The organism is Cupriavidus metallidurans CH34 (assembly GCF_000196015.1).
Classification (GTDB): Bacteria; Pseudomonadota; Gammaproteobacteria; order Burkholderiales; family Burkholderiaceae; genus Cupriavidus; species Cupriavidus metallidurans.
On record NC_007973.1, the window covers coordinates 3153493 to 3173280 of the forward strand.

Here is a 19788-nt window from a genome sequence, read left to right on the forward strand (position 1 = left end):
TAACGCCATGCATCGCATGATCAAGACTCTGCTGGCCGCAGGCACCACGGTGCTGGCCACGCTCGCCCACGCACAAAGCGCGCTGCCCGTGATTCCGCTGACCGCTGGCATGTATGCCATCCAGGCGGAGGTGGCAGCCTCGCCCGAGGCGCGCGAACGCGGCCTGATGTTCCGCAAGAACATGCCAGCCAACGCCGGCATGTTGTTCGTGTTCGAGGATAAGGCCGGCCACTGTTTCTGGATGAAGAACACCGACCTGCCGCTGTCGATCGCCTTCCTGGCCGATGACGGCAGCATCGTGAACATCGAGGAAATGAAGCCGCAGACCGAGGACAATCACTGCCCGCGCGCGGCCGTGCGCTACGCGCTGGAAATGAACAAGGGATGGTTTGCCCAGAAGGGCCTCAAGCCGGGCGCGAAGATCGGCGGACTACCTCAGCCGAAGTAGCCTCAATAGCGCTGTAAGGCAGCCCGCGAGTTGGGTGGTTGCGGGCTGCGACGCGCTTAGTCGCGGAAGTTGTTGAAGTCGAGGGGCGCCTCGTTGGCGTCCTTGCGCAGCATGGCGATCACCGCCTGCAGATCGTCGCGCTTGGTGCCCGATACGCGCACCGCATCGCCCTGGATGCTGCCCTGGACCTTGATCTTGCTGTCCTTGATCATGCGCACGATCTTCTTGGCCAGATCACCGGTCACGCCCTTCTTGATCGTGATGACCTGCTTGACCTTGTCGCCGCTGATCTTCTCGACCTTGCCGTAGTCCAGGAAGCGCACGTCCACGTTGCGCTTGGCCATCTTGTTGATCAGGACGTCCTTGACCTGATCCAGCTTGAAATCGTCATCGGCAAAGGCGGTCAGCTCACCCTCCTTCTGCTCGACCCGGGCATCGGAACCCTTGAAGTCGAAACGCGTGGAGATTTCCTTGTTGGCCTGCTCCACGGCGTTCTTCACTTCGACCATATTGGCTTCACACACTACGTCAAACGACGGCATTTCAATTCTCCTGGTATTGCATGGCCGCTGGCACTTAGCGGCGGCCGGTCCGTAACGGTTACGTATAATCGGGCCTGCCTCTCAGTCCGGGGAGGCCATTTCGCCGCTTCGGCGCCCGCTTTTCCCGTCCTTGCATGGCAGATTTCCTCGAATTCTATCCCCTGCGCACCCACAATACATTCGGGTTCGATGCGCGCGCGCGCCTAGCCGTCCATATTCGCAACGAATCGGACCTGGTTTCGGCCCTGTCCGACCATCGGATCGACAATCTGCCCATCGTCGTGCTCGGTGGCGGCAGCAATGTGGTACTGACCGGCGATCTCGATGCATGTGTGCTGCTGATGGAGATCCCCGGGTACGACGTGGCGGAGGATGATGCCAGCTGGCTCGTCACGGCCGGCGCCGGGGAAACCTGGCACGGGCTGGTAAACCGCACGATCGACGAAGGGATGCCTGGCCTGGAAAACCTGGCGCTGATCCCGGGCACGGCCGGCGCCGCCCCGATCCAGAACATTGGCGCATACGGCGTGGAGTTGCGCGAACGTTTCGCCCGGCTACGTGCCTATGACCGGCAATCCGGCGACTTCGTCACGATCGACCTGGACACATGCGCGTTCGGCTACCGGGACAGCCTGTTCAAGCGCGAAGGCCGCGACCGCTACATCATCACGGCGGTCACACTGCGGCTGCCCAAGGCCTGGCAACCGGTACTGAACTACGGCGAGCTGACGCGTGAACTGGAAGGTGTGAGCACGCCCGATGCAGCGCAAGTCCGCGACGCGATCGTTGCGATCCGCTCGCGCAAGCTGCCGGATCCGGCAAAGATCGGCAACGCCGGGAGCTTCTTCAAGAATCCGGTCGTCGACGCCTCGCTGCGCAATGCCCTGCTGGCCGACCACCCTGCCCTCGTCAGCTATCCGCAACCCGATGGCAGCTACAAGCTGGCCGCAGGCTGGTTGATCGACCAGTGTGGATTCAAGGGTGTCGACGACGGCCCGGTGGGCGTCTACGGCAAGCAAGCACTGGTGCTGGTGCACCACGGCGGTGGAACTGGGGCGGCGCTGCTAGCGCTGGCTAACCGCATCGCAGACGCGGTGCAGGCGCACTTCGGGGTCCGGATCGAGCCGGAACCGGTGATTCTGTAGAGGGTGTCTTGCTCCCCTCTCCCACGTTGTGGAAGAGGGGTAAATTCTCGGTACGGCTTAACCGAAGTGGCAGACGTAATCCAGGGTCTCGGTCACTTCGATATCGAAGCTGCTGTTGCCCGGCACGTCAAACTGCTGACCAGCGCCATAGGTCTTCCACTCGTCCGAACCCGCCAGACGCACGCGGCAGACGCCGGCATTGATTTCCATGATTTCTGGCGCACCGGTGTTGAACGTCAGCGCGGCCGGGAAAATGACGCCGAGCGTCTTGCGGGTGCCGTCGGCAAAGGTCACCGTATGGCTAACGCACTTGCCATCGAAATACAGGTTGGCCTTCTTGACCACGGATACGTTGTCGAACTGGCTCATCTCAATCTCCTCGAGTCTTCGGGTTTCATTATTAAATCGGTGGGCGTAAAAAAGGGAGCCTGGACGGCCCCCTTTGATCAGCTCCGGCAGGCGCTTAGTAGCGGCCGCAGAGCAGGTATTCCATCAGCGCCTTCTGCACGTGCAGACGGTTCTCGGCTTCTTCCCACACCACGCTACGCGGGCCGTCGATCACCGCCGCTTCCACTTCCTCGCCACGGTGCGCGGGCAGGCAGTGCATGAACAGGGCGTCGTCCGCGGCGCGATCCATCATCGCGGTCGTCACCATCCAATCCTTGAATGCACGCTTGCGCGCATCGTTCTCGGCCTCGAAGCCCATGCTGGTCCACACATCGGTGGTGACCAGATGCGCGCCCTGGCAGGCGTCGAGCGGATTATCGAACACCTTCACGCGCGATGCGGCCCAGTCCGGCACCATCGCCGGATCGAGCTGATAGCCCGGAGGCGCCGAGAAATGGAACGTGAAATCAAGGCGCTCGGCGGCCTGGATCCAGGTGTAGGCCATGTTGTTGGCATCGCCGATCCACGCCACGGTCTTGCCGGCGATGGTGCCGCGCTGTTCGATGTACGTGAACACGTCGGCCAGTACCTGGCACGGGTGGTATTCGTTGGTGAGCCCGTTGATCACCGGCACGCGCGAGTGCTTGGCGAAGCGGTCGATGATTTCCTGTCCGAACGTGCGGATCATGATGATGTCGACCATGCGCGAGATCACCTGGGCGGCATCCTCGATCGGCTCGCCACGGCCCAGTTGCGAATCGCGGGTGTTCAGGAACACCGCGTGACCGCCGAGCTGGTGGATGCCGGCTTCGAACGACAGGCGCGTGCGCGTGGAATTCTTCTCGAAGATCATGGCCAGCGTGCGGTCATGCAACGGGTGCCACGTTTCGTAGTTCTTGAACTTCGCCTTGAGGATCCGCGCGCGGTCCAGCAGGTACTCGTACTCGTCGGCACTGAGATCGCTGAACTGGAGGTAATGCTTGATCGGGGTTGGGCTCATAAAACAAATAAGGCGGCTCGGTTTGGACACGTGGCCCGGACGCCAGACTGGGCGATCCTTCAGGGCCAGAGCGTGTCGCGGAGCCGCCTTTCGCGTCGCTTACGCAATGTAATTGCAAGAATCATAAGGGATTATTCCTGCTTTGGCGAGCCCGGAGCGCCCGCCGGCGGCACGCGCCCGGGCCGCCATTGACAGGTTTCCGACAGGATTTCCCGCTATGCGCAACTCTTATATAAGATATAATACTCGCTGATTCACGCGGGGCCCGGCATACCCATGCCACCGCCCGCCGCCGGCATCAAAAGTGCCCCCGCCGACACCACCGCCCTGCTGCTCCAGCCCGGAGAGCGAGAACCTTCGCGCTCCGGATGCGTCAAACGGGCGCCCGTTGAAGCGGGTTTACCGTCGAGTCACCAAGCAGATCCCCGCAGTCCCATGACGACCCCCCAAGTTCGCGAATATTTCATCCAAGGTGTGACCAAGGAAGGCAAGACCTTCCGCCCGAGCGACTGGGCTGAGCGACTGTGCGGGGTGATGGCGCAATTTCGCCCCGAGGGCGACACCGGCGACCCTCGCCTGACCTACTCACCGTATGTGCGACCGATGATCGTGGCCGGGGTCAAGAACGTGGTGGTGGACACCCGGCTGCGGGATATCGAGCCCAAGGCGCTCGACTTCGTCCTGAACTTCGCGCGCGACAACAACCTCCAGGTCGTCGAAGCCTGCTCGGTCGGCGACTAAGCGACGGGGTCACGGGTCGCGACAAGCGCGGCCCGGACAGTGCCATCAGGCAAACCTAATAGGAAGCAAGAGGAAGGAAGGCGGATCCGAAGCCGGGATCAGAAGCCGAAAACAAAAAAAGCTCGTCGCAATGACGAGCTTTTTTTGTACCACAGGGTCACCGGAGTGACCCAGGCAGCTATCAGGCAGCCATGGCCTTGATGGCGGCCGACAGGCGCGACTTGTGACGTGCAGCCTTGTTCTTGTGCACGATCTTCTTGTCGGCGATGCTGTCGATCACGACTTGCGACTGCTTGTAGATCTCAGCAGCAGCGGCCTTGTCACCAGCGTCGATAGCCTTGCGAACAGCCTTGACGGCGGTACGCAGGCGCGAGCGCAGGCTGGAGTTGTGGGCGTTCGCGGCGACGGCTTGGCGCGCGCGCTTGCGAGCTTGTGCGGAATTTGCCATGTATCTCTTCCTGAATTCAGAATGCGCGCCCGGGGCGACGCAACAAAATGGGACGCAACAATTAAGTCACATCTGCGACCCGGGATGTTCGGACAAACGAATCCGGAACGCGACTGTCCTTGCGAATCGGCGATTATACACACATCGCAACGGGACAGGCAAGAACAACCAGTACCTGTCGCGCCACGCCCGCCCCTACCCTGCCGTACGGGGCCAAGTCACGGTCGATCCGCAAGGCTGCATCCGTATAATACCCGCCACATGAGCAGTCGCAGCCGCGCAGGAAGCGTGGTGTCGCGGCAACTTTACGGCCGGCCGAGCGTCTCAAACCCGTTTGCCGCCCCGGCGCAGACCGCACGCCGGCCTCACGCTTCCCCGAATTCTCATCTTGAACCTGCTCAAAGCGCTTGCCACCATCAGCAGCCTGACGATGCTCTCCCGCATCACCGGTCTGGTGCGCGAAATCCTGATCGCCCGTGCCTTTGGCGCCTCGGACATGACCGACGCCTTCAATGTGGCGTTCCGCATTCCCAACCTGCTGCGCCGCATTTTTGCCGAAGGCGCGTTCTCGCAGGCCTTCGTGCCGATCCTGAACGAGTACCACGGCAAGCGCGGCCATGACGAGACCATGAGCCTGGTCGATGCCGTGGCCACGGTGATGACCTGGGTGCTGGCCGCAGTATCGCTGCTCGGGGTGATCGGCGCGCCGATCGTCATGACCGTGGTCGCCACCGGCTTCCGTGGTGACTCCGAAACCTACAACGCCGCCGTCTTCATGACGCGCGTGATGTTCCCGTACATTGGCCTGATCTCGATGGTGGCCCTGGCCTCGGGCATCCTGAACACCTGGCGCAACTTCGCCGTGCCGGCGTTCACGCCCGTCCTGCTGAACCTCTGCCTGATCGTGGCCGCCCTGTTCGTGGGCCCGCACATGAGCCAGCCGATCTACGCGCAGGCATGGGGCGTTCTGGTCGGCGGCGTGCTGCAACTGGTGATTCAGGTACCCGCGATGCGCAAGCTCGGCGTGATGCCGCGTGTGTCGCTCAACCTGCGCGCCGCCTGGGCAAACCCTGGCGTGCGCCGCGTGATCACGCAAATGCTGCCGGCGCTGCTGGCCGTATCGGTGGCGCAGATCAGCCTGATCATCAATACCAATATCGCGTCGCGACTCGGAGCCGGCGCGGTGTCGTACATCACCTATGCCGATCGGCTGATGGAATTCCCCACCGCGCTGCTGGGCGTCGCGCTCGGCACGATCCTGCTGCCGAGCCTGTCTCGGGCGAGCGCCGAGGACAATCGCGAGGAATACTCTGGCCTGCTCGACTGGGGCCTGCGCCTGACGTTCCTGCTGGCGCTGCCGTGCGCGGCCGGACTGATGCTGTTCGGCACGCCGATCACGTCCGTGCTGTTCCACTATGGCCGGTTCGACGCCCATGCGGTCGAGATGACGCAGCAGGCATTGACCACCTACGGCGTCGGGCTGCTTGCGCTGATTCTGATCAAGATCCTGACACCGGGCTTCTACGCCCGCCAGGACATCCGGACGCCGGTCAAGATCGCCATTCTCGTGCTGATCATCACGCAGGCATCCAACTATGTGTTCGTGCCGATGCTCCAGCACGCGGGCCTGCCGCTGTCGATCAGCTTTGGCGCCACGGTGAACGCCCTGCTGCTGTTCTATGGCCTGCGCCGCCGCGGCTACTACCACCCGGCGCCGGGCTGGGGCCTGTTCCTGCTGCGACTGGTGGCCGCGATGCTGATCCTGTCGGGCATGCTGCTCTGGTTCGCACGCAACTTCGACTGGATCGCGCTGGGCGCCACCCCGGGGTTGCGCATCGCGCTGATGGGCGCCTGCCTGGTACTTGCGGCGACGGTCTACTTCGGTACACTGTGGCTCATGGGCCTGCGCTACTCCTCCTTCCGGCGCCGCGCGGGCTAGTCAGGAACCCGCCATGACCTCCACGAAAGTCCTGGACTACTTCGCCAGCCTCGTGGCCGACGACGACGCGATCCCGCTCACCGAGACCGCGCTGGCGATCGCCCAGGACGCCTATCCTGACCTGGACCTGCAAGCCGAACTGGCAGCCCTGGATGTTCTGGCCCTGCGCCTGAAGCGCCGGATCGCGGAGGGAACAGCGGCCATCCAGCGCCTGCGCCTGCTCAATCATTTCTTCTATCGCGATCTCGGCTTCGGCCCCAACGCGAACGACTACTACGATCCGGACAACTCATATCTGAACATGGTGCTCAAGCAGCGCCGGGGTATTCCGATCTCGCTGGCCATCCTCTACATGGAACTCGGCCAACAGATCGGCCTGCCGCTCAAGGGTGTTGCCTTCCCCAGCCACTTTCTGGTTCGCATGACGATTCCGGCGGGCGAGGTTGTGCTCGACCCGCTGACTGGCGAGACGCTTTCGAAGGAACAGTTGCAGGAAATGCTCGACCCCTACCTCGAGCGCGAGGGGATCACTAATTCGAGCGAAGTGCCGCTCGGCCTGTTTCTGCAAACGGCCAGCCATCGCGAGATCATCGCGCGGATGCTACGCAACTTGAAGGCGATCTATTTGCAGGAGTCACGCTGGCAGCGGCTGCTGGCGGTGCAGAACCGCCTGGTGATCCTGCTGCCGGACTCGATCGAGGAAGTACGCGACCGGGGGCTGGCGTATGCCAACCTGGAATGCTTCCGCCCGGCACTGGAGGATCTGGAAGCCTATGTCCAGGCCCGCCCGGATGCGGCCGACTCCACGCAGATTCGCGATCGGATGCCAGCCTTGCGGATGATGAGCCGCAGCCTCAACTAACGGCTGCTGGCCCATCCGGCCCTGCTGCGCTCAGGAAGCGCGCGTATCGCGCGCCTTGCCGCGCACCAACTTCCACAACCCGCCGAGCACCAGTGGCACCACGGCCGCGCCGATACCAGCCAGCACGATCAGGTTCAGGTATTGCTTGATGAACGGCAGGTTGCCGAAGAAGTAGCCGGCGAATACCAGGCCGAACACCCAGATCACCGCGCCGATCACATTGAACAGCTGGAATCGCGCGAACGTCATCTGCGACACGCCGGCCACGAACGGCGCGAACGTGCGCACGATCGGGATGAAACGTGCCATCACCAGCGTCTTGCCGCCATGCTTCTCGTAGAACATGTGCGTCTTGAGCAGCGCCTTCTGGTCCAGGAATCGCCACTGGTGATCGAATACCTTCGGCCCGATCCAGCTACCGACCATGTAGTTGACCGTATTGCCGGTCACCGCCGCCAACAGCAGCAGCCCCGCCAGCACCCATTCGTTCATCGCGCCCGTCGCGCACATCGCGCCGGCAATGAACAGCAGCGAGTCACCCGGCAGGAAGGGCAGCACCACCAGCCCCGTCTCGGCAAAGACGATCGCAAACAGGATGCCGTAGACCCAGACGCCATAGTCCTGGACGAACTGTCCGAGGAATTTGTCGACATGGAGAACCATGTCGAGCAGTTGCAATGCGGTATCCAAATTTGTCCCCATTCAATGAAGGTCCACATCATACAAGAGCGCCCGGTTTGATCCGTCACCTGGCGCCCGGAAAAGTGCCCGGACTGTGCCGAATTCGTGTCCTCGCGCACGTATAATCGCCCACATGCCTGCCGAAGCCGACCGTACCCATCCTCGCACCGCCCAACCCAACCGCCCCATTCGCCCGCTGCCGGACCAGCTGATCAGCCAGATCGCCGCCGGTGAAGTGGTGGAACGGCCCGCGTCGGTCGTCAAGGAACTGCTCGAGAACGCACTCGACGCCGGCGCCACGCAACTGGGTATCCGGCTCGAGGAAGGCGGCGTGAGACGCATCGTCATCACCGACAACGGCTGCGGCATCCCCGCCGACGAACTACCCGTCGCGCTGATGCGCCACGCCACCAGCAAGATCGCCTCGCTGGACGAACTCGAATCGGTCCTGACACTGGGCTTCCGCGGCGAGGCGCTGGCCTCGATTGCCTCGGTCTCCCATCTCGTGCTGACCAGCCGCACGGCCACCGCCACGCACGCCACCCAGATCAGCGCGGACACCGGCCATCTGCAACCCGCTTCAGGCGGAGTTGGCACGATGATCGACGTGCAGCACCTGTACTTCAACACGCCAGCCCGTAGAAAGTTCCTGAAATCGGAACAAACCGAGCTGGGGCATTGCCTGGAGATGATCCGCCGCGCCGCGCTGGCACGGCCCGACGTCACGATTTCGGTGCATCACAACGGCAAGCCGCTGGAGCACTGGAATGCCGGCGACGTGGCCACGCGCACGGCGCAGGTGCTCGGCAGCGACTTCGCACGCGCCCGCCTGCCGCTCGACGAACAGGCCGACGCGCTGCACCTCTATGGCTTTGCCGGGCTACCCACTGCATCGCGAGGCCGGCCTGACCAGCAGTATTTCTTCGTCAATGGCCGTTTCGTGCGCGACAAGCTGCTCAACCATGCCGTGCGCAGCGCCTATCAGGACGTGCTGCATGGGGACCGATTCCCATCGTATGTGATCTGCCTGGACCTGCCGCCCGAACTGGTCGACGTGAACGTTCACCCGTCCAAGATCGAGGTTCGCTTCCGCGAATCGCGTGCGGTGCACCAGTTCGTCTATCACGCAGTGCAGCGATGCCTTGCACGCCAGGCCGGCGAGCAAGGCGACAGCCTGCATTCGGAGATCGCCGATGAGGCAGGACGGCCTTCGATGCCTGCGGCCCGCCCAGTCGGCGCGCCGGGTGCGCCGGGAGCCGCGCCGCAGTGGGTCAATTATTCGGCAGGCCGCCAGACCGAGCTTGGTATCGCACAGCCGCGCCAAGCCTATCTGGGCATGGTCCGCGACGCCGCCGGGCAAGGTAGCGCGCGGCCCTGGCAACCGTCGCCGCAGCCGCCCGCATGGCTGGCCGACGCACAGGCGGCACGCGCAGACGAACCGCCGGGCCTGCTCGACCGATTACCGCAGCAACCGCTGCAGCCTTCCACCCTGCCCGCGGCAGGCGAAGGCGACGATGATCATCCGCTCGGTTACGCAGTGGCGCAGTTGCACGGCATCTATGTGCTAGCGCAGAACGCCCGGGGGCTGGTGCTGGTCGATATGCACGCGGCGCACGAGCGCATCCTGTACGAACAGATCAAGACCGCCCTTGAGGCGCGCGAACTGGCGGTGCAGCCGCTACTGATTCCGGTCACGCTGCCGGCCAGTCCGGTGGAAATCGGCGCGGCCGAAGAACACCAGGAAACGCTGCAACTGCTCGGCTTCGACATCAAGCCCGTATCCCCCACGACGCTCGCCGTGCGCGCGATTCCCGCGCTGCTCAAGCAGGCCGATACCGAAGCCTTGGCACGCGACGTGCTGCGCGACCTGCAGGCCTACGGAGGCTCGCGCGTGCTGGCCGAGCGCCAGAATGAATTGCTGGCCACGTTGGCTTGCCACAGCGCCGTGCGCGCCAATCGCAAGCTGACCGTAGAAGAGATGAACGCCTTGCTGCGCCAGATGGAGCAGACCGAGCGCGCCGACCAGTGCAACCACGGCCGCCCGACATGGGTGCAGTTGACGGTTGCGGAACTCGACCGCCTGTTCCTGCGCGGCCAGTAATCTCCCCAGCTTCAAGATGTCCGTACAGTCCCACCCGCCCGTCGTCTGCCTGCTCGGCCCCACCGCATCGGGCAAGACGGCGGCCGCGCTCGAACTGGCCGCACGCACGCCGGTCGAGATCATCAGCCTCGATTCAGCGCTGGTCTATCGCGAGATGGACATCGGCACGGCCAAGCCCACGCACGAGGAACTGGCCAGCGTGCCGCATCACCTGATCGACATCATCGATCCGCTCGAAAGCTATTCGGCGGCGCAGTTCATGACCGACGCCGAGCGGCTGATCGGCGAGATCCGCGCACGCGGCCGCACGCCGCTGATCGTCGGCGGCACGATGCTCTATTACAAGGCGCTAACGCAAGGGCTCAACGACCTGCCTCAGGCCGATGCCACGGTGCGCGCGGAACTCGACGCGCTGGCGGCGGAGCGAGGCTGGCCGGCGCTTCATGCGATGCTGGCCGAGGTCGACCCCATCACGGCGGCGCGGCTCGCGCCCAACGATGCCCAGCGCATCCAGCGCGCGCTGGAGATTCATCGCCTCAGCGGTCAGCCGATGTCCGCGCTGCTGGCACGGCAGGCCGACGCCCGCACGTTCACCGGCGCGGCCGACGCACGCTACCGCGTGATCGCCCTGGAGCCGTCGGACCGCGCCGTGCTGCACGCGCGCATTGCCGACCGCTACGACGCGATGCTCAAGGGCGGGTTGATCGAGGAAGTGGAGCGGCTGCGCGCGCGCGGCGACCTGCACCTGGGTCTGCCGTCAATCCGCTGCGTGGGCTATCGCCAGGTGTGGGAATACCTCGATGGCGACTGCGACTTCGCCACGATGCGTGAGCGCGGCATCGCCGCCACGCGCCAGCTGTGCAAGCGACAGCTGACCTGGTTGCGCAGCACCCCGGAGCGCATTGGCATCGACTGCCTGGCGCCGGACTACGTTGCAAGGGTTGCCGACGCGGCGGGGTGGTGACGGCGTGCGGAGTGGACGATAATCGTCGCTCAAACCTTTTTGGCCTGCTTGCCGCCCGCCCCAGATGACCACGTTCACCATCCGCCCCGCCGCCCCCGCCGATAGCGAGACCCTGTACAACCTGATTTCGGCGCTGGCCGAATACGAGAAGCTCACGCATCTGGTGGAAGCCACGCCGCAGAAGCTCTGCGATGCGCTGTTCGGCGCGCATCCGGGCGCCGAGGTTGTGATTCTCGAAGTGGATACGGAAAGCGGCAAGCTGCCGGTCGGCTTCGCGCTTTTCTTCCACAACTTCTCGACATTCCTGGCCAAGCCGGGGCTCTACCTGGAAGACCTGTTCGTCGACCCGGCATGGCGCGGGCACGGGCTGGGCAAGGCCCTGCTCAAGCACTTGGCGGCGCTGGCCGTGGAGCGCGGCTGCGGCCGCTTCGAATGGTCGGTGCTCGACTGGAACCAGCCGTCGATCGATTTCTACCGCGCGATGGGTGCCGACGTGATGCCGGACTGGCGCATCTGCCGCGTGACGGGCGATGCGCTGACGAAGCTGGGTGCGTGATCCCTGACGCCCAGAAAACAAAAAACCCGGCCTCTCGGCCGGGCTTTTTGTTGGTACGTCAGCAAGGCTGATCAGACCACCACGGTCTGCGCCTGGCCTTCGGCACGCTCGCGGATCTCACCGATCTGCCACACGGCCTCACCGGCCGCCTGCAGGTGGCGGATGGCGCGTTCAGCGTCTTCCTTCGCCACAATCACGACCATGCCGATACCGCAGTTGAACACGCGGTGCATTTCGGCGTCGGCCACGCGGCCTTCTGCCTGCAGCCACTGGAACAGCGGCGGCAGCGTCCAGGCGTCGCGCTGGATCACGGCGGTGACGTTGTCGGCCAGCACGCGCGGCACGTTCTCGGTCAGGCCGCCACCAGTGATGTGGGCCATGCCCTTGACCGGCAGCGTTTCGATCAGCGACAGCAGCGGCTTCACGTAGATGCGCGTCGGCGCCATGATGGCGTCCTGCAGGCGCTGGCCGTGGAAGTCCGCGTCCAGGTTCGGGCGGGCCACGTCAATGATCTTGCGCACCAGCGAGTAGCCGTTCGAATGCGCGCCCGACGAAGCCAGGCCCAGCACCACGTCACCCGGGGTGATCGTGCTGCCGTCGATGATCTTCTTCTTTTCCACGGCGCCGACCGCGAAACCGGCCAGGTCGTATTCGCCGTCCGGGTACATGCTCGGCATTTCAGCGGTTTCGCCGCCGATCAGCGCGCAGCCAGCCAGTTCGCAGCCGTGGGCGATGCCCTTGATCACGGTGGCCGCGGTTTCCACATCCAGCTTGCCGCAGGCAAAGTAGTCGAGGAAGAACAGCGGCTCGGCACCCTGCACGAGGATGTCGTTGACGCTCATTGCCACCAGATCCTGGCCCACCGTGTCATGGCGGTTGAGCTGGAACGCCAGCTTGAGCTTGGTGCCCACGCCGTCGGTGCCAGAAACCAGGACCGGTTCTTGGTACTTCTTCGACAGCTCGAACAGCGCGCCGAAACCGCCGATGCCGGCCATCACGCCTTCGCGCATGGTGCGCTTGGCAAACGGCTTGATTCGATCAACCAGCGCGTCGCCGGCTTCGATGTCAACACCGGCATCGCGGTAGGAAAGGCCTGCCTGGCCGGCGGTCGGGGATGCGCTCATGAGAACCTGCTTGTCTTTGAGGAGGTGAAGTGTGGATTCCGGCGCTCGGCTGACGCGCTTTTCGCCAAATCTGGCGTAGAAGGCGGGCTCGAGTCCAGTAAAATCGCAATTTTAACGGATACAGGCTCCCGGCGACCAGCTATCGCGGTCACTCTCCGTCAGCCGCAGAATCGGGCAAGTAACGCATTCGTCATGTCACCGCGTCAAAAGCAGCTCTCGCTCGAACTGGGCAGCCCGCCGCCGTCCACATTCGAGAATTTCTTCGTGGCCGCCAATCGCGAGTCCGTGCAGCGCCTGCGCGAACTGCCTGGCCTTGTCGCGCGCGAGCAGGCCACGGACCGCCTGATCTACCTGTGGGGCGAGATCGGCTCCGGCCGCACGCACCTGCTGCATGCCGTATGCGACGCCGCGCTGCACACCGGCCTGAATTGCCGGTACCTGAGCCCGCACCACGCCCTGTCCGACTTCATGTTCGATCCGTCGTGCCAGATTTATACGGTCGACGACGTCGAATTGCTCGACGAAGCCCGCCAGATCGCGGTGTTCTCACTGTACAACGAGGTCCGCGCCCATGTGCGGTGCGCGCTCGTGGTGGCCGGGGGCCTGGCGCCGCGGGCCATGCCGGTACGTGAAGATTTGCGCACCCGGCTCGGCTGGGGCCTGGTATACCAGGTGGAATCGCTCTCGGACGAGGACAAGATGGCCGCGCTCCTGCAAGCCGCACGCGAGCGTGGCCTGCAGTTGTCGCCCGAAATCCCGCACTGGCTCGTCACACGCCATTACCGTGACATGCCCAGCCTGATGGCGCTGCTGGACGCACTCGACACCTACTCACTCGAACGCAAACGCGCGGTGACGCTGCCGCTGCTGCGGGAAATGTTCGCCGAATTCCGGGAGTAACCGACGCCCCGCCGGCCTGACTGGCACGAAATCCGCCCGGTCCGGGCTCAGGACACCGCCGGGCTGGCAAGGCCGGCTCCCGGCCCCGACTGCCTGTTGCACTCTCATGTAAAATCGCCGCCCATGAATCTGGCACTGTTTGACCTCGACCACACCCTGATCCCCACCGATAGCGACCATGAGTGGGGCCGCTTCCTAGTTCGCATGGGCGTCGTCGACGAGGAATCGTATCGTCGCAAGAACGATGAGTTCTATAGCCAATACAAGGCTGGCACGCTCGACATCGGGGCATTCCTGCGCTTCGCGCTGGCCCCGCTGGCCGCCAATCCGCGCGACCGCCTGGATCAATGGCGTGTGCGCTTCATGCACGAGGTAATCGAACCCGTCATCACGCCGCAGGCCCGCGCGCTGGTCTACAAGCACCTGGAAGCCGGCGACCTGTGCGCGGTGGTGACTGCCACCAACAGCTTCGTGACGGCCCCGATCGCCCAGGCATTCGGGATCAAGCACCTGATCGCCACCGAGCCTGAGACCATCGACGGCAAGCCGGAAAGCGCCTTCACCGGTGAAGTATTCGGCGTGCCGAGCTTCCGGGAAGGCAAGATCACCCGCGTGGAAAGCTGGCTGAAGGGCCTGGGCGCCCGCTGGGACGACTTCGGCTCGACGACGTTCTACAGCGACTCGGCCAACGACCTGCCCCTGCTCGAGAAAGTCAGCGAGCCGGTGGCCGCCAACCCGGACGATCGCCTGCGCACCCATGCAGCCTCGGCCGGCTGGCGCATCATGGATCTGTTCTGAAGTGATCAAAAAGCTCATCAACCGGCTGCTTGGCAAGCCGGGGCCCAAGCAGCGCCGCACTGGACGCGCCCATGCGGCGCGCGTCGTCGGCGTTGACGAACACCGAATCGACCCGGCGCTGATCTCGCGCAACGCGGTCAAGGTGACCTCCACCCTGCAGCAGGCCGGCTACCAGGCCTTCATCGTGGGTGGCGCCGTGCGCGACCTGCTGCTCGGCATCAAGCCGAAGGACTTCGACGTGGCAACCAATGCCACGCCCGAGCAGGTGCAAGCGCTGTTCCGCCGCTCACGCATCATCGGCCGGCGCTTCCAGATCGTGCACGTCACGTTCTACGGCGGCCGCGAGCAGGAGATCATTGAAGTCTCGACCTTCCGCGCGCTGGTCGATGCCGTCGCCAGCGAGACGCTGCCCGAAGGCCGCCGCCTCAAGCGCGCGGAACTCGACAGCAAGACCCACGCGATCGACGCCAGCGGCCGCGTGCTGCGCGACAACGTCTGGGGCACGCAGGCCGAGGATGCGGAACGCCGCGACTTCACGATCAACGCGATGTACTACGATCCGGCCGCGCAGACCGTGCATGACTACCATCACGGCATGGAAGACATCCGCGCGCGCACGCTGCGCATGATCGGCGACCCGGTCACGCGCTATCGCGAGGACCCCGTGCGCATGTTGCGCGTGGTGCGTTTTGCGGCCAAGACGGGCTTTTCGATCGACGACCACACCCGCGAGCCGATCGTCGGTCTGGCCTCGCTGATCCACAATGTGCCCAGCGCGCGCCTGTTCGACGAAATGCTCAAGCTGCTGATGTCCGGCCATGCGTGGGCCTCGCTGCAGGAACTGCGCAAGGCGGGCCTGCACAAGGGCCTGCTGCCGCTGCTGGACGTCGCGCTGGAACAACCGATGGGCCAGCGCTTCGTGCAACTCGCCCTCGACAACACCGACCGCCGCGTGCAGGCCGGCAAGCCGGTTTCTCCGGGCTTCCTGTTCGCATCGCTGCTCTGGCACCACGTGCTGCAGCGCTGGAACAAGCTGCGCGAGCAAGGCGAGCACCCGATCGCCGCGCTCAACACCGCGATGGATCAGGTGCTGGAAAAGCAGACCGGCCAGCTTGCCATCCAGCGCCGCTTTGTCACCGACATGCGCGATATCTGGGGAATGCAGCCGCGTTTCGAGAAGCGCGTTGGCCGCATGCCGTTCCGCCTGCTGGAATCGCCGCGCTTCCGCGCCGGCTACGATTTCCTGCAACTGCGCTGCGAAGCCGGGGAACAGGCGGCCGAACTGGGCCAGTGGTGGACCGACTTCCAGAACGCGCCCCCCGATGAGCGCGAAGCGATGATCGAGGCCGCGCGCCCGGCCCGTTCCAGGGGTGGCAAGGGTGGCCAGGGCGGCCAGGGTGGACAGAGCGGCGCAAACGAACCGGAAGCTGGCGAAGGCGTGGAAGGTGCGGAAGGCGATGCGCCGGCCCGCAAACGGCGTCGCCGACGCGGTCCGCGGAAATCAGATAAAGTGTCTTCCCGCAGCGAGGCGGATTCGGCAGAAGGAGGTCAGGCCGTCGCACAATCCCGCCGCGCCCAGCCGGAGGAATAACATGACGCTCGCCTTCATCGGCATCGGCGCCAATCTTGGTGATGCACGCCAGGCAGTAAAAGACGCCATCGTGTGCCTGGCCCAGCAGGTCGGCATTACGGTGGTCGCCAAGTCGTCGTTCTATCGCACCGCACCAGTCGACGCCACGGGCGCGGACTACTTCAATGCGGTGGTGAAGATCGAGACGCCGTTCACGGCAGCGCAGCTCCTGCGTATCTGCCACCACATCGAAGACCAGTTCGGCCGGGAACGGCCGTTCCGGAACGCACCGCGCACGCTCGACCTGGATCTGCTGCTGTTCGGCGCGGAGTCGATCAATACCGAAGCGCTGACCGTTCCGCATCCGCGCATCACCGAGCGTGCGTTCGTGCTGGTGCCGCTGGTCGAGCTCGATCCCGCGATCGAGATTCCCGGAGTTGGCCCCGCGGCCGGTTTCCTGCCGGACGTGCAAGAACAGCGCATCGAGAAGTTTTCCTCATGCAAATGCTCGCGCATGAAGGAAGGCGACGGCGCGCGGCCATGAGCGCGCCACGCCGCGGCTGACACATGCTCGATCATCTGCGTCGTATTGTCATCGAAGGCCCGGTCGGCTCCGGCAAGGCCGCGCTGGCCCAACGCCTGGCGCGCCATCTCCAGGCGGCCGAACTCCCCGATGGCGCGCGCAACAACCCCTTCCTCGAACGCTTCTACCGCGAACCACAGCGCTATGCGCTGGCGATGCAGCTCGCCTGCCTGAACCAGCGCGTGACCCAGCTCCAGCAGTGGCATTCGGCGATGCTGGCCGGCCAGCGCATGATCGGCAACTTCCTGTTTGCGCGCGACCGTGTCTACGCTTCGCTGACACTCGAAGCTGACGAACTCGCGCTCTACGACGCGCTGGCGGCACGCCTGCAAGCGCCAGCGCAGCGCGTGGATCTGGTCATCATGCTGCAGGCCACGCCCTCGCTGCTGCGTGAGCGAATCGCGCGGCGCGGCCTGCCCGGCGAGAGCGGTATCGACGAGCAATATCTGCAGCGGCTCACCGATGCCTATGGCGAGTTGTTCCACCGCTACGACGAAGCCCCGGTGCTGATCGTCGATACCGCACATTTCAACCCGGTAGACAACGACGTCGATTTCCGTACACTACTGTCGCGCATCGAGAACATGCGAGGCCGCAGGGCCTTTCTGAATCTCGTAGCGTCCTGAGTCGTCCCGACGCGTCTGTCGAGCCGTTTCCACACGTGAAGCGGCTTTCGCCAGGCAGCACAACACACGAAAAAGACAGCGGTCGACCCTGGCCATCCGATGCACGGGTCCGAACCGATCAACCACGGGTACTGCCATGAGTTACCTCCTCGATCCCTCCCGCAAGACCGTCACCATCCCCAAACTGCAGGCCATGCGTGAAGCCGGCGAAAAGATCGCCATGCTCACCGCCTACGATTCCAGCTTCTCCGCGCTGCTCGATCTCTGCGGCGTGGAAGTGATCCTGGTCGGCGATTCGCTCGGCAACGTGATGCAGGGCCAGCAGACCACGCTGCCCGTCACGCTCGAGCACATGGTCTATCACACCGAATGCGTGTCGCGCGGCAACCAGACCGCGCTGCTCGTATCCGACCTGCCGTTCGGCACGTATCCCACCCCCGAGAAGGCCTTCGAAAGCGCCGCCGCGCTGATGCGTGCTGGCGCGCAGATGGTCAAGCTCGAAGGCGGAGACTGGCTGGCGCCGACGGTGAAGTTCCTGGTCGAGCGCAGCATTCCGGTATGCGCGCATATCGGGCTGACACCGCAATCGGTACACGCGCTCGGCGGCTTCAAGGTGCAGGGCAAGACCGACGAGAGCGCCGCGCAGCTGAAGCGTGACGCGCTGGCGCTGCAGCAAGCCGGCGCGCAGCTGATCGTCATGGAGGCCGTGCCGGCCAAGCTCGCCGCCGAAGTGACGGCGCAACTCTCCATCCCGACCATCGGTATCGGCGCTGGTGTCGATTGCTCGGGCCAGGTGCTGGTGCTGCAGGACATGATCAACATCTACCCGGGCCGCAAGGCCAAGTTCGTACGCAACTTCATGGAGGGACAGCCCTCGATCGAAGCGGCGATCCGCGCCTATGTGGCTGCTGTGAAGGACGGCAGCTTCCCGGCCGTCGAGCACACGTTCTCGGCCTGAACCCCGCGTGGAGATCGGCGCCGCCACGCTCGAAGCATTCCGCCTGCTGGCCAGCGGCAACGGCGCCTTATGGTTCATTGTCTGGACTTCGCTGATGGTGGCCGGGCTGGGACTGGCACTGGCCACGGTGCCGGCCATCGGCGCGGCCTACCTGATCGCCACGCAGCAATTTCCTGGCCGGCGCGCCGTCGTGGTCGTCGCCCAGGCATTTCTCTCGTTCCCGACCGTGCTGGTCGGCCTGATTCTCTACCTGCTGTTCACGCGCCAGGGGCCGCTGGGCGGCTTCTCGCTGTTGTTCACGCCCGCGGGCATGGTGATCGGCCAGGCCGTGATCGCCTTCCCCGTCATCCTGGCGTTCGCGCTATCCACGCTGCAGTCGGCCGATCCACGTCTGCGTGAGACAGCGTGGGTGCTCGGCGCAGGACGCTGGCAGACCTGCATGACCGTGCTGCGCGAGCTGCGTTTCGGCCTGATGGCCGCAGTGGTCGCGGGTTTCGGCCGCGTGATTGCCGAGGTCGGTTCGGCGCTGATGATTGGCGGCAATATCGAAGGCACCACACGCACGATCACCACGGCCATCGCGCTGGAAACGAGCAAGGGCGAGTTCGCCGAAGGCATCGCATTGGGCATCGTGCTCGTGGCACTGGCGCTGATCGTCAATGTGCTGATGGCCTGGTTGCAGGGCGCCGGAGGTTTTCGCCGATGAGGACGCGGACACCTGCCCCGCTGCTGACGGTGCGAGGATTGTCGCGGCGCGTCGGCGCACGCAAGTTGTTCGACATCGCCGAACTGGATTTCCCGCGCGCGACGGCCATCGCGCTGACCGGTGTCAACGGTGCGGGCAAGTCGACGCTGCTGCGGATAGTGGCCGGGCTCGAGCCGGCGCCCGGCGCGACCGCAAGCTGGACCGATGCGGATGGCACCGCGCACACCGTGCCGCTTTCGCCGTTGCCAATGTCGCTACGCCGTCGCATCGCCTACATGCATCAGCATCCATACCTGTTTCGCACCTCAGTGCGCGAGAACATCGCCTATGGCCTGCGTCACCACGGCCTGCCACGCGACGAGATTGATCGGCGGGTGGGCGCGGCGCTGGGCTGGGCCGGCGTGGTGCACGTTCAGGACACTGCGCCCGACAAGCTATCCGGTGGAGAAATCCAGCGTGTGGCACTGGCGCGCGCGAAGGTGCTGGAGCCCGATCTGCTGCTGCTCGACGAGCCGACGTCAAGCCTCGATGGTCACGCGCGCGAACAGGTCATCGCACTGATCGGCGAACTGGCCGCCGAAGGGCGAACCGTCGTAATGGTCTGTCACGACCGCGAGCTGATCAACCTGCCCGGCGTGGTGCGCTGGAAGCTCGGCGAAGGCCGGCTTGATACGCGACACAAGTAGTCGCTGCGGCAGACACCCTAGAC

The 19788-nt window shown here is 64.6% G+C and carries 22 protein-coding genes; 16 read left to right on the top strand and 6 right to left on the bottom strand.

Features of this window, described 5'->3' with window-relative positions; translation table 11 throughout:
* Nucleotides 1–7: 7 nt before the first annotated feature.
* Entirely contained in the window at nucleotides 8–448 is a 441-nt protein-coding gene (locus tag RMET_RS14525) for a DUF192 domain-containing protein (protein WP_008644952.1), read from the top strand.
* A gap of 56 nt (nucleotides 449–504) precedes the next feature.
* On the opposite strand, the gene RMET_RS14530 is transcribed toward RMET_RS14525, so the two are convergent.
* Entirely contained in the window at nucleotides 505–990 is a 486-nt protein-coding gene (locus tag RMET_RS14530; protein WP_011517448.1) for a YajQ family cyclic di-GMP-binding protein, read from the bottom strand.
* A gap of 134 nt (nucleotides 991–1124) precedes the next feature.
* Here RMET_RS14530 and murB point away from each other — a divergent pair, with 134 nt between their 5' ends.
* Nucleotides 1125–2135: a UDP-N-acetylmuramate dehydrogenase gene (gene murB, locus RMET_RS14535; RefSeq protein ID WP_011517449.1), complete on the top strand. Its 1011-nt coding sequence runs from the start codon at nucleotides 1125–1127 to the stop codon at nucleotides 2133–2135.
* Between the two features lie 57 nt (nucleotides 2136–2192).
* On the opposite strand, the gene ppnP is transcribed toward murB, so the two are convergent.
* Both ppnP and argF read right to left on the bottom strand, forming a co-directional pair.
* Nucleotides 2193–2504, bottom strand: coding sequence for a pyrimidine/purine nucleoside phosphorylase (gene ppnP, locus RMET_RS14540; protein ID WP_008644958.1), 312 nt, complete (start codon nucleotides 2502–2504; stop codon nucleotides 2193–2195).
* 94 nt (nucleotides 2505–2598) lie between these two features.
* Nucleotides 2599–3522, bottom strand: coding sequence for an ornithine carbamoyltransferase (argF, locus tag RMET_RS14545; RefSeq protein ID WP_011517450.1), 924 nt, complete (start codon nucleotides 3520–3522; stop codon nucleotides 2599–2601).
* Nucleotides 3523–3957: 435 nt separating this feature from the next.
* Here argF and RMET_RS14550 point away from each other — a divergent pair, with 435 nt between their 5' ends.
* Nucleotides 3958–4263, top strand: a complete 306-nt coding sequence (locus RMET_RS14550) for a DUF3579 domain-containing protein (RefSeq protein WP_029307183.1) — start codon at nucleotides 3958–3960, stop codon at nucleotides 4261–4263.
* Between the two features lie 181 nt (nucleotides 4264–4444).
* On the opposite strand, the gene rpsT is transcribed toward RMET_RS14550, so the two are convergent.
* Nucleotides 4445–4711 carry a 30S ribosomal protein S20 gene (gene rpsT, locus RMET_RS14555; protein WP_008644962.1) on the bottom strand — a complete coding sequence of 89 codons (267 nt, stop codon included), beginning with the start codon at nucleotides 4709–4711 and terminating at the stop codon, nucleotides 4445–4447.
* Between the two features lie 388 nt (nucleotides 4712–5099).
* Between rpsT and murJ the strand changes: the two genes are divergently transcribed.
* A complete protein-coding gene (murJ, locus tag RMET_RS14560; protein WP_008644966.1) occupies nucleotides 5100–6650 on the top strand; it encodes a murein biosynthesis integral membrane protein MurJ in 1551 nt (516 codons plus the stop codon).
* A gap of 13 nt (nucleotides 6651–6663) precedes the next feature.
* A complete protein-coding gene (locus RMET_RS14565) occupies nucleotides 6664–7512 on the top strand; it encodes a SirB1 family protein (RefSeq protein ID WP_011517453.1) in 849 nt (282 codons plus the stop codon).
* Nucleotides 7513–7542: 30 nt separating this feature from the next.
* On the opposite strand, the gene RMET_RS14570 is transcribed toward RMET_RS14565, so the two are convergent.
* Nucleotides 7543–8190 (bottom strand): VTT domain-containing protein, encoded by a 648-nt coding sequence (locus RMET_RS14570; protein WP_029310040.1) that lies wholly within the window; start codon nucleotides 8188–8190, stop codon nucleotides 7543–7545.
* Nucleotides 8191–8326: 136 nt separating this feature from the next.
* On the opposite strand from RMET_RS14570, the gene mutL reads away from it, so the two are divergent.
* The 3 genes from mutL (at nucleotide 8327) to RMET_RS14585 (ending at nucleotide 11814) form a co-directional block, all read left to right on the top strand.
* Nucleotides 8327–10294 carry a DNA mismatch repair endonuclease MutL gene (gene mutL, locus RMET_RS14575; protein ID WP_011517455.1) on the top strand — a complete coding sequence of 656 codons (1968 nt, stop codon included), beginning with the start codon at nucleotides 8327–8329 and terminating at the stop codon, nucleotides 10292–10294.
* Nucleotides 10295–10310: 16 nt separating this feature from the next.
* The gene (gene miaA / locus RMET_RS14580; RefSeq protein WP_011517456.1) at nucleotides 10311–11258 is read left to right on the top strand and encodes a tRNA (adenosine(37)-N6)-dimethylallyltransferase MiaA; all 948 of its coding nucleotides are present in this window, start codon (nucleotides 10311–10313) and stop codon (nucleotides 11256–11258) included.
* A 64-nt stretch (nucleotides 11259–11322) separates the two neighbouring features.
* Nucleotides 11323–11814, top strand: a complete 492-nt coding sequence (locus RMET_RS14585; protein ID WP_011517457.1) for a GNAT family N-acetyltransferase — start codon at nucleotides 11323–11325, stop codon at nucleotides 11812–11814.
* A 71-nt stretch (nucleotides 11815–11885) separates the two neighbouring features.
* Here RMET_RS14585 and purM read toward each other — a convergent pair whose 3' ends face one another.
* Nucleotides 11886–12938 (bottom strand): phosphoribosylformylglycinamidine cyclo-ligase, encoded by a 1053-nt coding sequence (gene purM, locus RMET_RS14590; protein WP_008641981.1) that lies wholly within the window; start codon nucleotides 12936–12938, stop codon nucleotides 11886–11888.
* A 192-nt stretch (nucleotides 12939–13130) separates the two neighbouring features.
* On the opposite strand from purM, the gene hda reads away from it, so the two are divergent.
* The 8 genes from hda (at nucleotide 13131) to RMET_RS14630 (ending at nucleotide 19765) form a co-directional block, all read left to right on the top strand.
* Nucleotides 13131–13838 (top strand): DnaA regulatory inactivator Hda, encoded by a 708-nt coding sequence (hda, locus tag RMET_RS14595; RefSeq protein WP_011517458.1) that lies wholly within the window; start codon nucleotides 13131–13133, stop codon nucleotides 13836–13838.
* A gap of 123 nt (nucleotides 13839–13961) precedes the next feature.
* Complete coding sequence (locus tag RMET_RS14600) at nucleotides 13962–14636, top strand: histidinol-phosphatase (RefSeq protein WP_011517459.1); 675 nt, start codon at nucleotides 13962–13964, stop codon at nucleotides 14634–14636.
* A 1-nt stretch (nucleotide 14637) separates the two neighbouring features.
* Entirely contained in the window at nucleotides 14638–16227 is a 1590-nt protein-coding gene (pcnB, locus tag RMET_RS14605) for a polynucleotide adenylyltransferase PcnB (protein WP_011517460.1), read from the top strand.
* 1 nt (nucleotide 16228) lies between these two features.
* A complete protein-coding gene (folK, locus tag RMET_RS14610; RefSeq protein WP_011517461.1) occupies nucleotides 16229–16750 on the top strand; it encodes a 2-amino-4-hydroxy-6-hydroxymethyldihydropteridine diphosphokinase in 522 nt (173 codons plus the stop codon).
* A gap of 23 nt (nucleotides 16751–16773) precedes the next feature.
* Nucleotides 16774–17415 (top strand): deoxynucleoside kinase, encoded by a 642-nt coding sequence (locus tag RMET_RS14615; RefSeq protein WP_011517462.1) that lies wholly within the window; start codon nucleotides 16774–16776, stop codon nucleotides 17413–17415.
* A gap of 136 nt (nucleotides 17416–17551) precedes the next feature.
* Nucleotides 17552–18373, top strand: a complete 822-nt coding sequence (gene panB / locus RMET_RS14620) for a 3-methyl-2-oxobutanoate hydroxymethyltransferase (protein ID WP_011517463.1) — start codon at nucleotides 17552–17554, stop codon at nucleotides 18371–18373.
* Nucleotides 18374–18380: 7 nt separating this feature from the next.
* Nucleotides 18381–19079 carry an ABC transporter permease gene (locus tag RMET_RS14625; protein WP_011517464.1) on the top strand — a complete coding sequence of 233 codons (699 nt, stop codon included), beginning with the start codon at nucleotides 18381–18383 and terminating at the stop codon, nucleotides 19077–19079.
* Nucleotides 19076–19765 carry an ATP-binding cassette domain-containing protein gene (locus tag RMET_RS14630; RefSeq protein ID WP_011517465.1) on the top strand — a complete coding sequence of 230 codons (690 nt, stop codon included), beginning with the start codon at nucleotides 19076–19078 and terminating at the stop codon, nucleotides 19763–19765. The genes RMET_RS14625 and RMET_RS14630 overlap by 4 nt, the downstream gene beginning before the upstream one ends.
* The last annotated feature ends 23 nt before the right edge of the window (nucleotides 19766–19788 follow it).

Excerpts from the sequence above, each read along its gene's own strand:
- panB (WP_011517463.1), top strand. The coding sequence starts at position 17,552 with ATGAGTTACCTCCTCGATCCCTCCCGCAAGACCGTCACCATCCCCAAA.
- folK (WP_011517461.1), top strand. The coding sequence starts at position 16,229 with ATGACGCTCGCCTTCATCGGCATCGGCGCCAATCTTGGTGATGCACGC.
- argF (WP_011517450.1), bottom strand. The coding sequence starts at position 3,522 with ATGAGCCCAACCCCGATCAAGCATTACCTCCAGTTCAGCGATCTCAGT.
- RMET_RS14600 (WP_011517459.1), top strand. The coding sequence starts at position 13,962 with ATGAATCTGGCACTGTTTGACCTCGACCACACCCTGATCCCCACCGAT.
- hda (WP_011517458.1), top strand. The coding sequence starts at position 13,131 with ATGTCACCGCGTCAAAAGCAGCTCTCGCTCGAACTGGGCAGCCCGCCG.
- RMET_RS14530 (WP_011517448.1), bottom strand. The coding sequence starts at position 990 with ATGCCGTCGTTTGACGTAGTGTGTGAAGCCAATATGGTCGAAGTGAAG.
- RMET_RS14630 (WP_011517465.1), top strand. The coding sequence starts at position 19,076 with ATGAGGACGCGGACACCTGCCCCGCTGCTGACGGTGCGAGGATTGTCG.
- mutL (WP_011517455.1), top strand. The coding sequence starts at position 8,327 with ATGCCTGCCGAAGCCGACCGTACCCATCCTCGCACCGCCCAACCCAAC.
- RMET_RS14525 (WP_008644952.1), top strand. The coding sequence starts at position 8 with ATGCATCGCATGATCAAGACTCTGCTGGCCGCAGGCACCACGGTGCTG.
- rpsT (WP_008644962.1), bottom strand. The coding sequence starts at position 4,711 with ATGGCAAATTCCGCACAAGCTCGCAAGCGCGCGCGCCAAGCCGTCGCC.
- RMET_RS14565 (WP_011517453.1), top strand. The coding sequence starts at position 6,664 with ATGACCTCCACGAAAGTCCTGGACTACTTCGCCAGCCTCGTGGCCGAC.
- RMET_RS14615 (WP_011517462.1), top strand. The coding sequence starts at position 16,774 with ATGCTCGATCATCTGCGTCGTATTGTCATCGAAGGCCCGGTCGGCTCC.
- ppnP (WP_008644958.1), bottom strand. The coding sequence starts at position 2,504 with ATGAGCCAGTTCGACAACGTATCCGTGGTCAAGAAGGCCAACCTGTAT.
- RMET_RS14585 (WP_011517457.1), top strand. The coding sequence starts at position 11,323 with ATGACCACGTTCACCATCCGCCCCGCCGCCCCCGCCGATAGCGAGACC.
- miaA (WP_011517456.1), top strand. The coding sequence starts at position 10,311 with ATGTCCGTACAGTCCCACCCGCCCGTCGTCTGCCTGCTCGGCCCCACC.
- RMET_RS14550 (WP_029307183.1), top strand. The coding sequence starts at position 3,958 with ATGACGACCCCCCAAGTTCGCGAATATTTCATCCAAGGTGTGACCAAG.
- murB (WP_011517449.1), top strand. The coding sequence starts at position 1,125 with ATGGCAGATTTCCTCGAATTCTATCCCCTGCGCACCCACAATACATTC.
- purM (WP_008641981.1), bottom strand. The coding sequence starts at position 12,938 with ATGAGCGCATCCCCGACCGCCGGCCAGGCAGGCCTTTCCTACCGCGAT.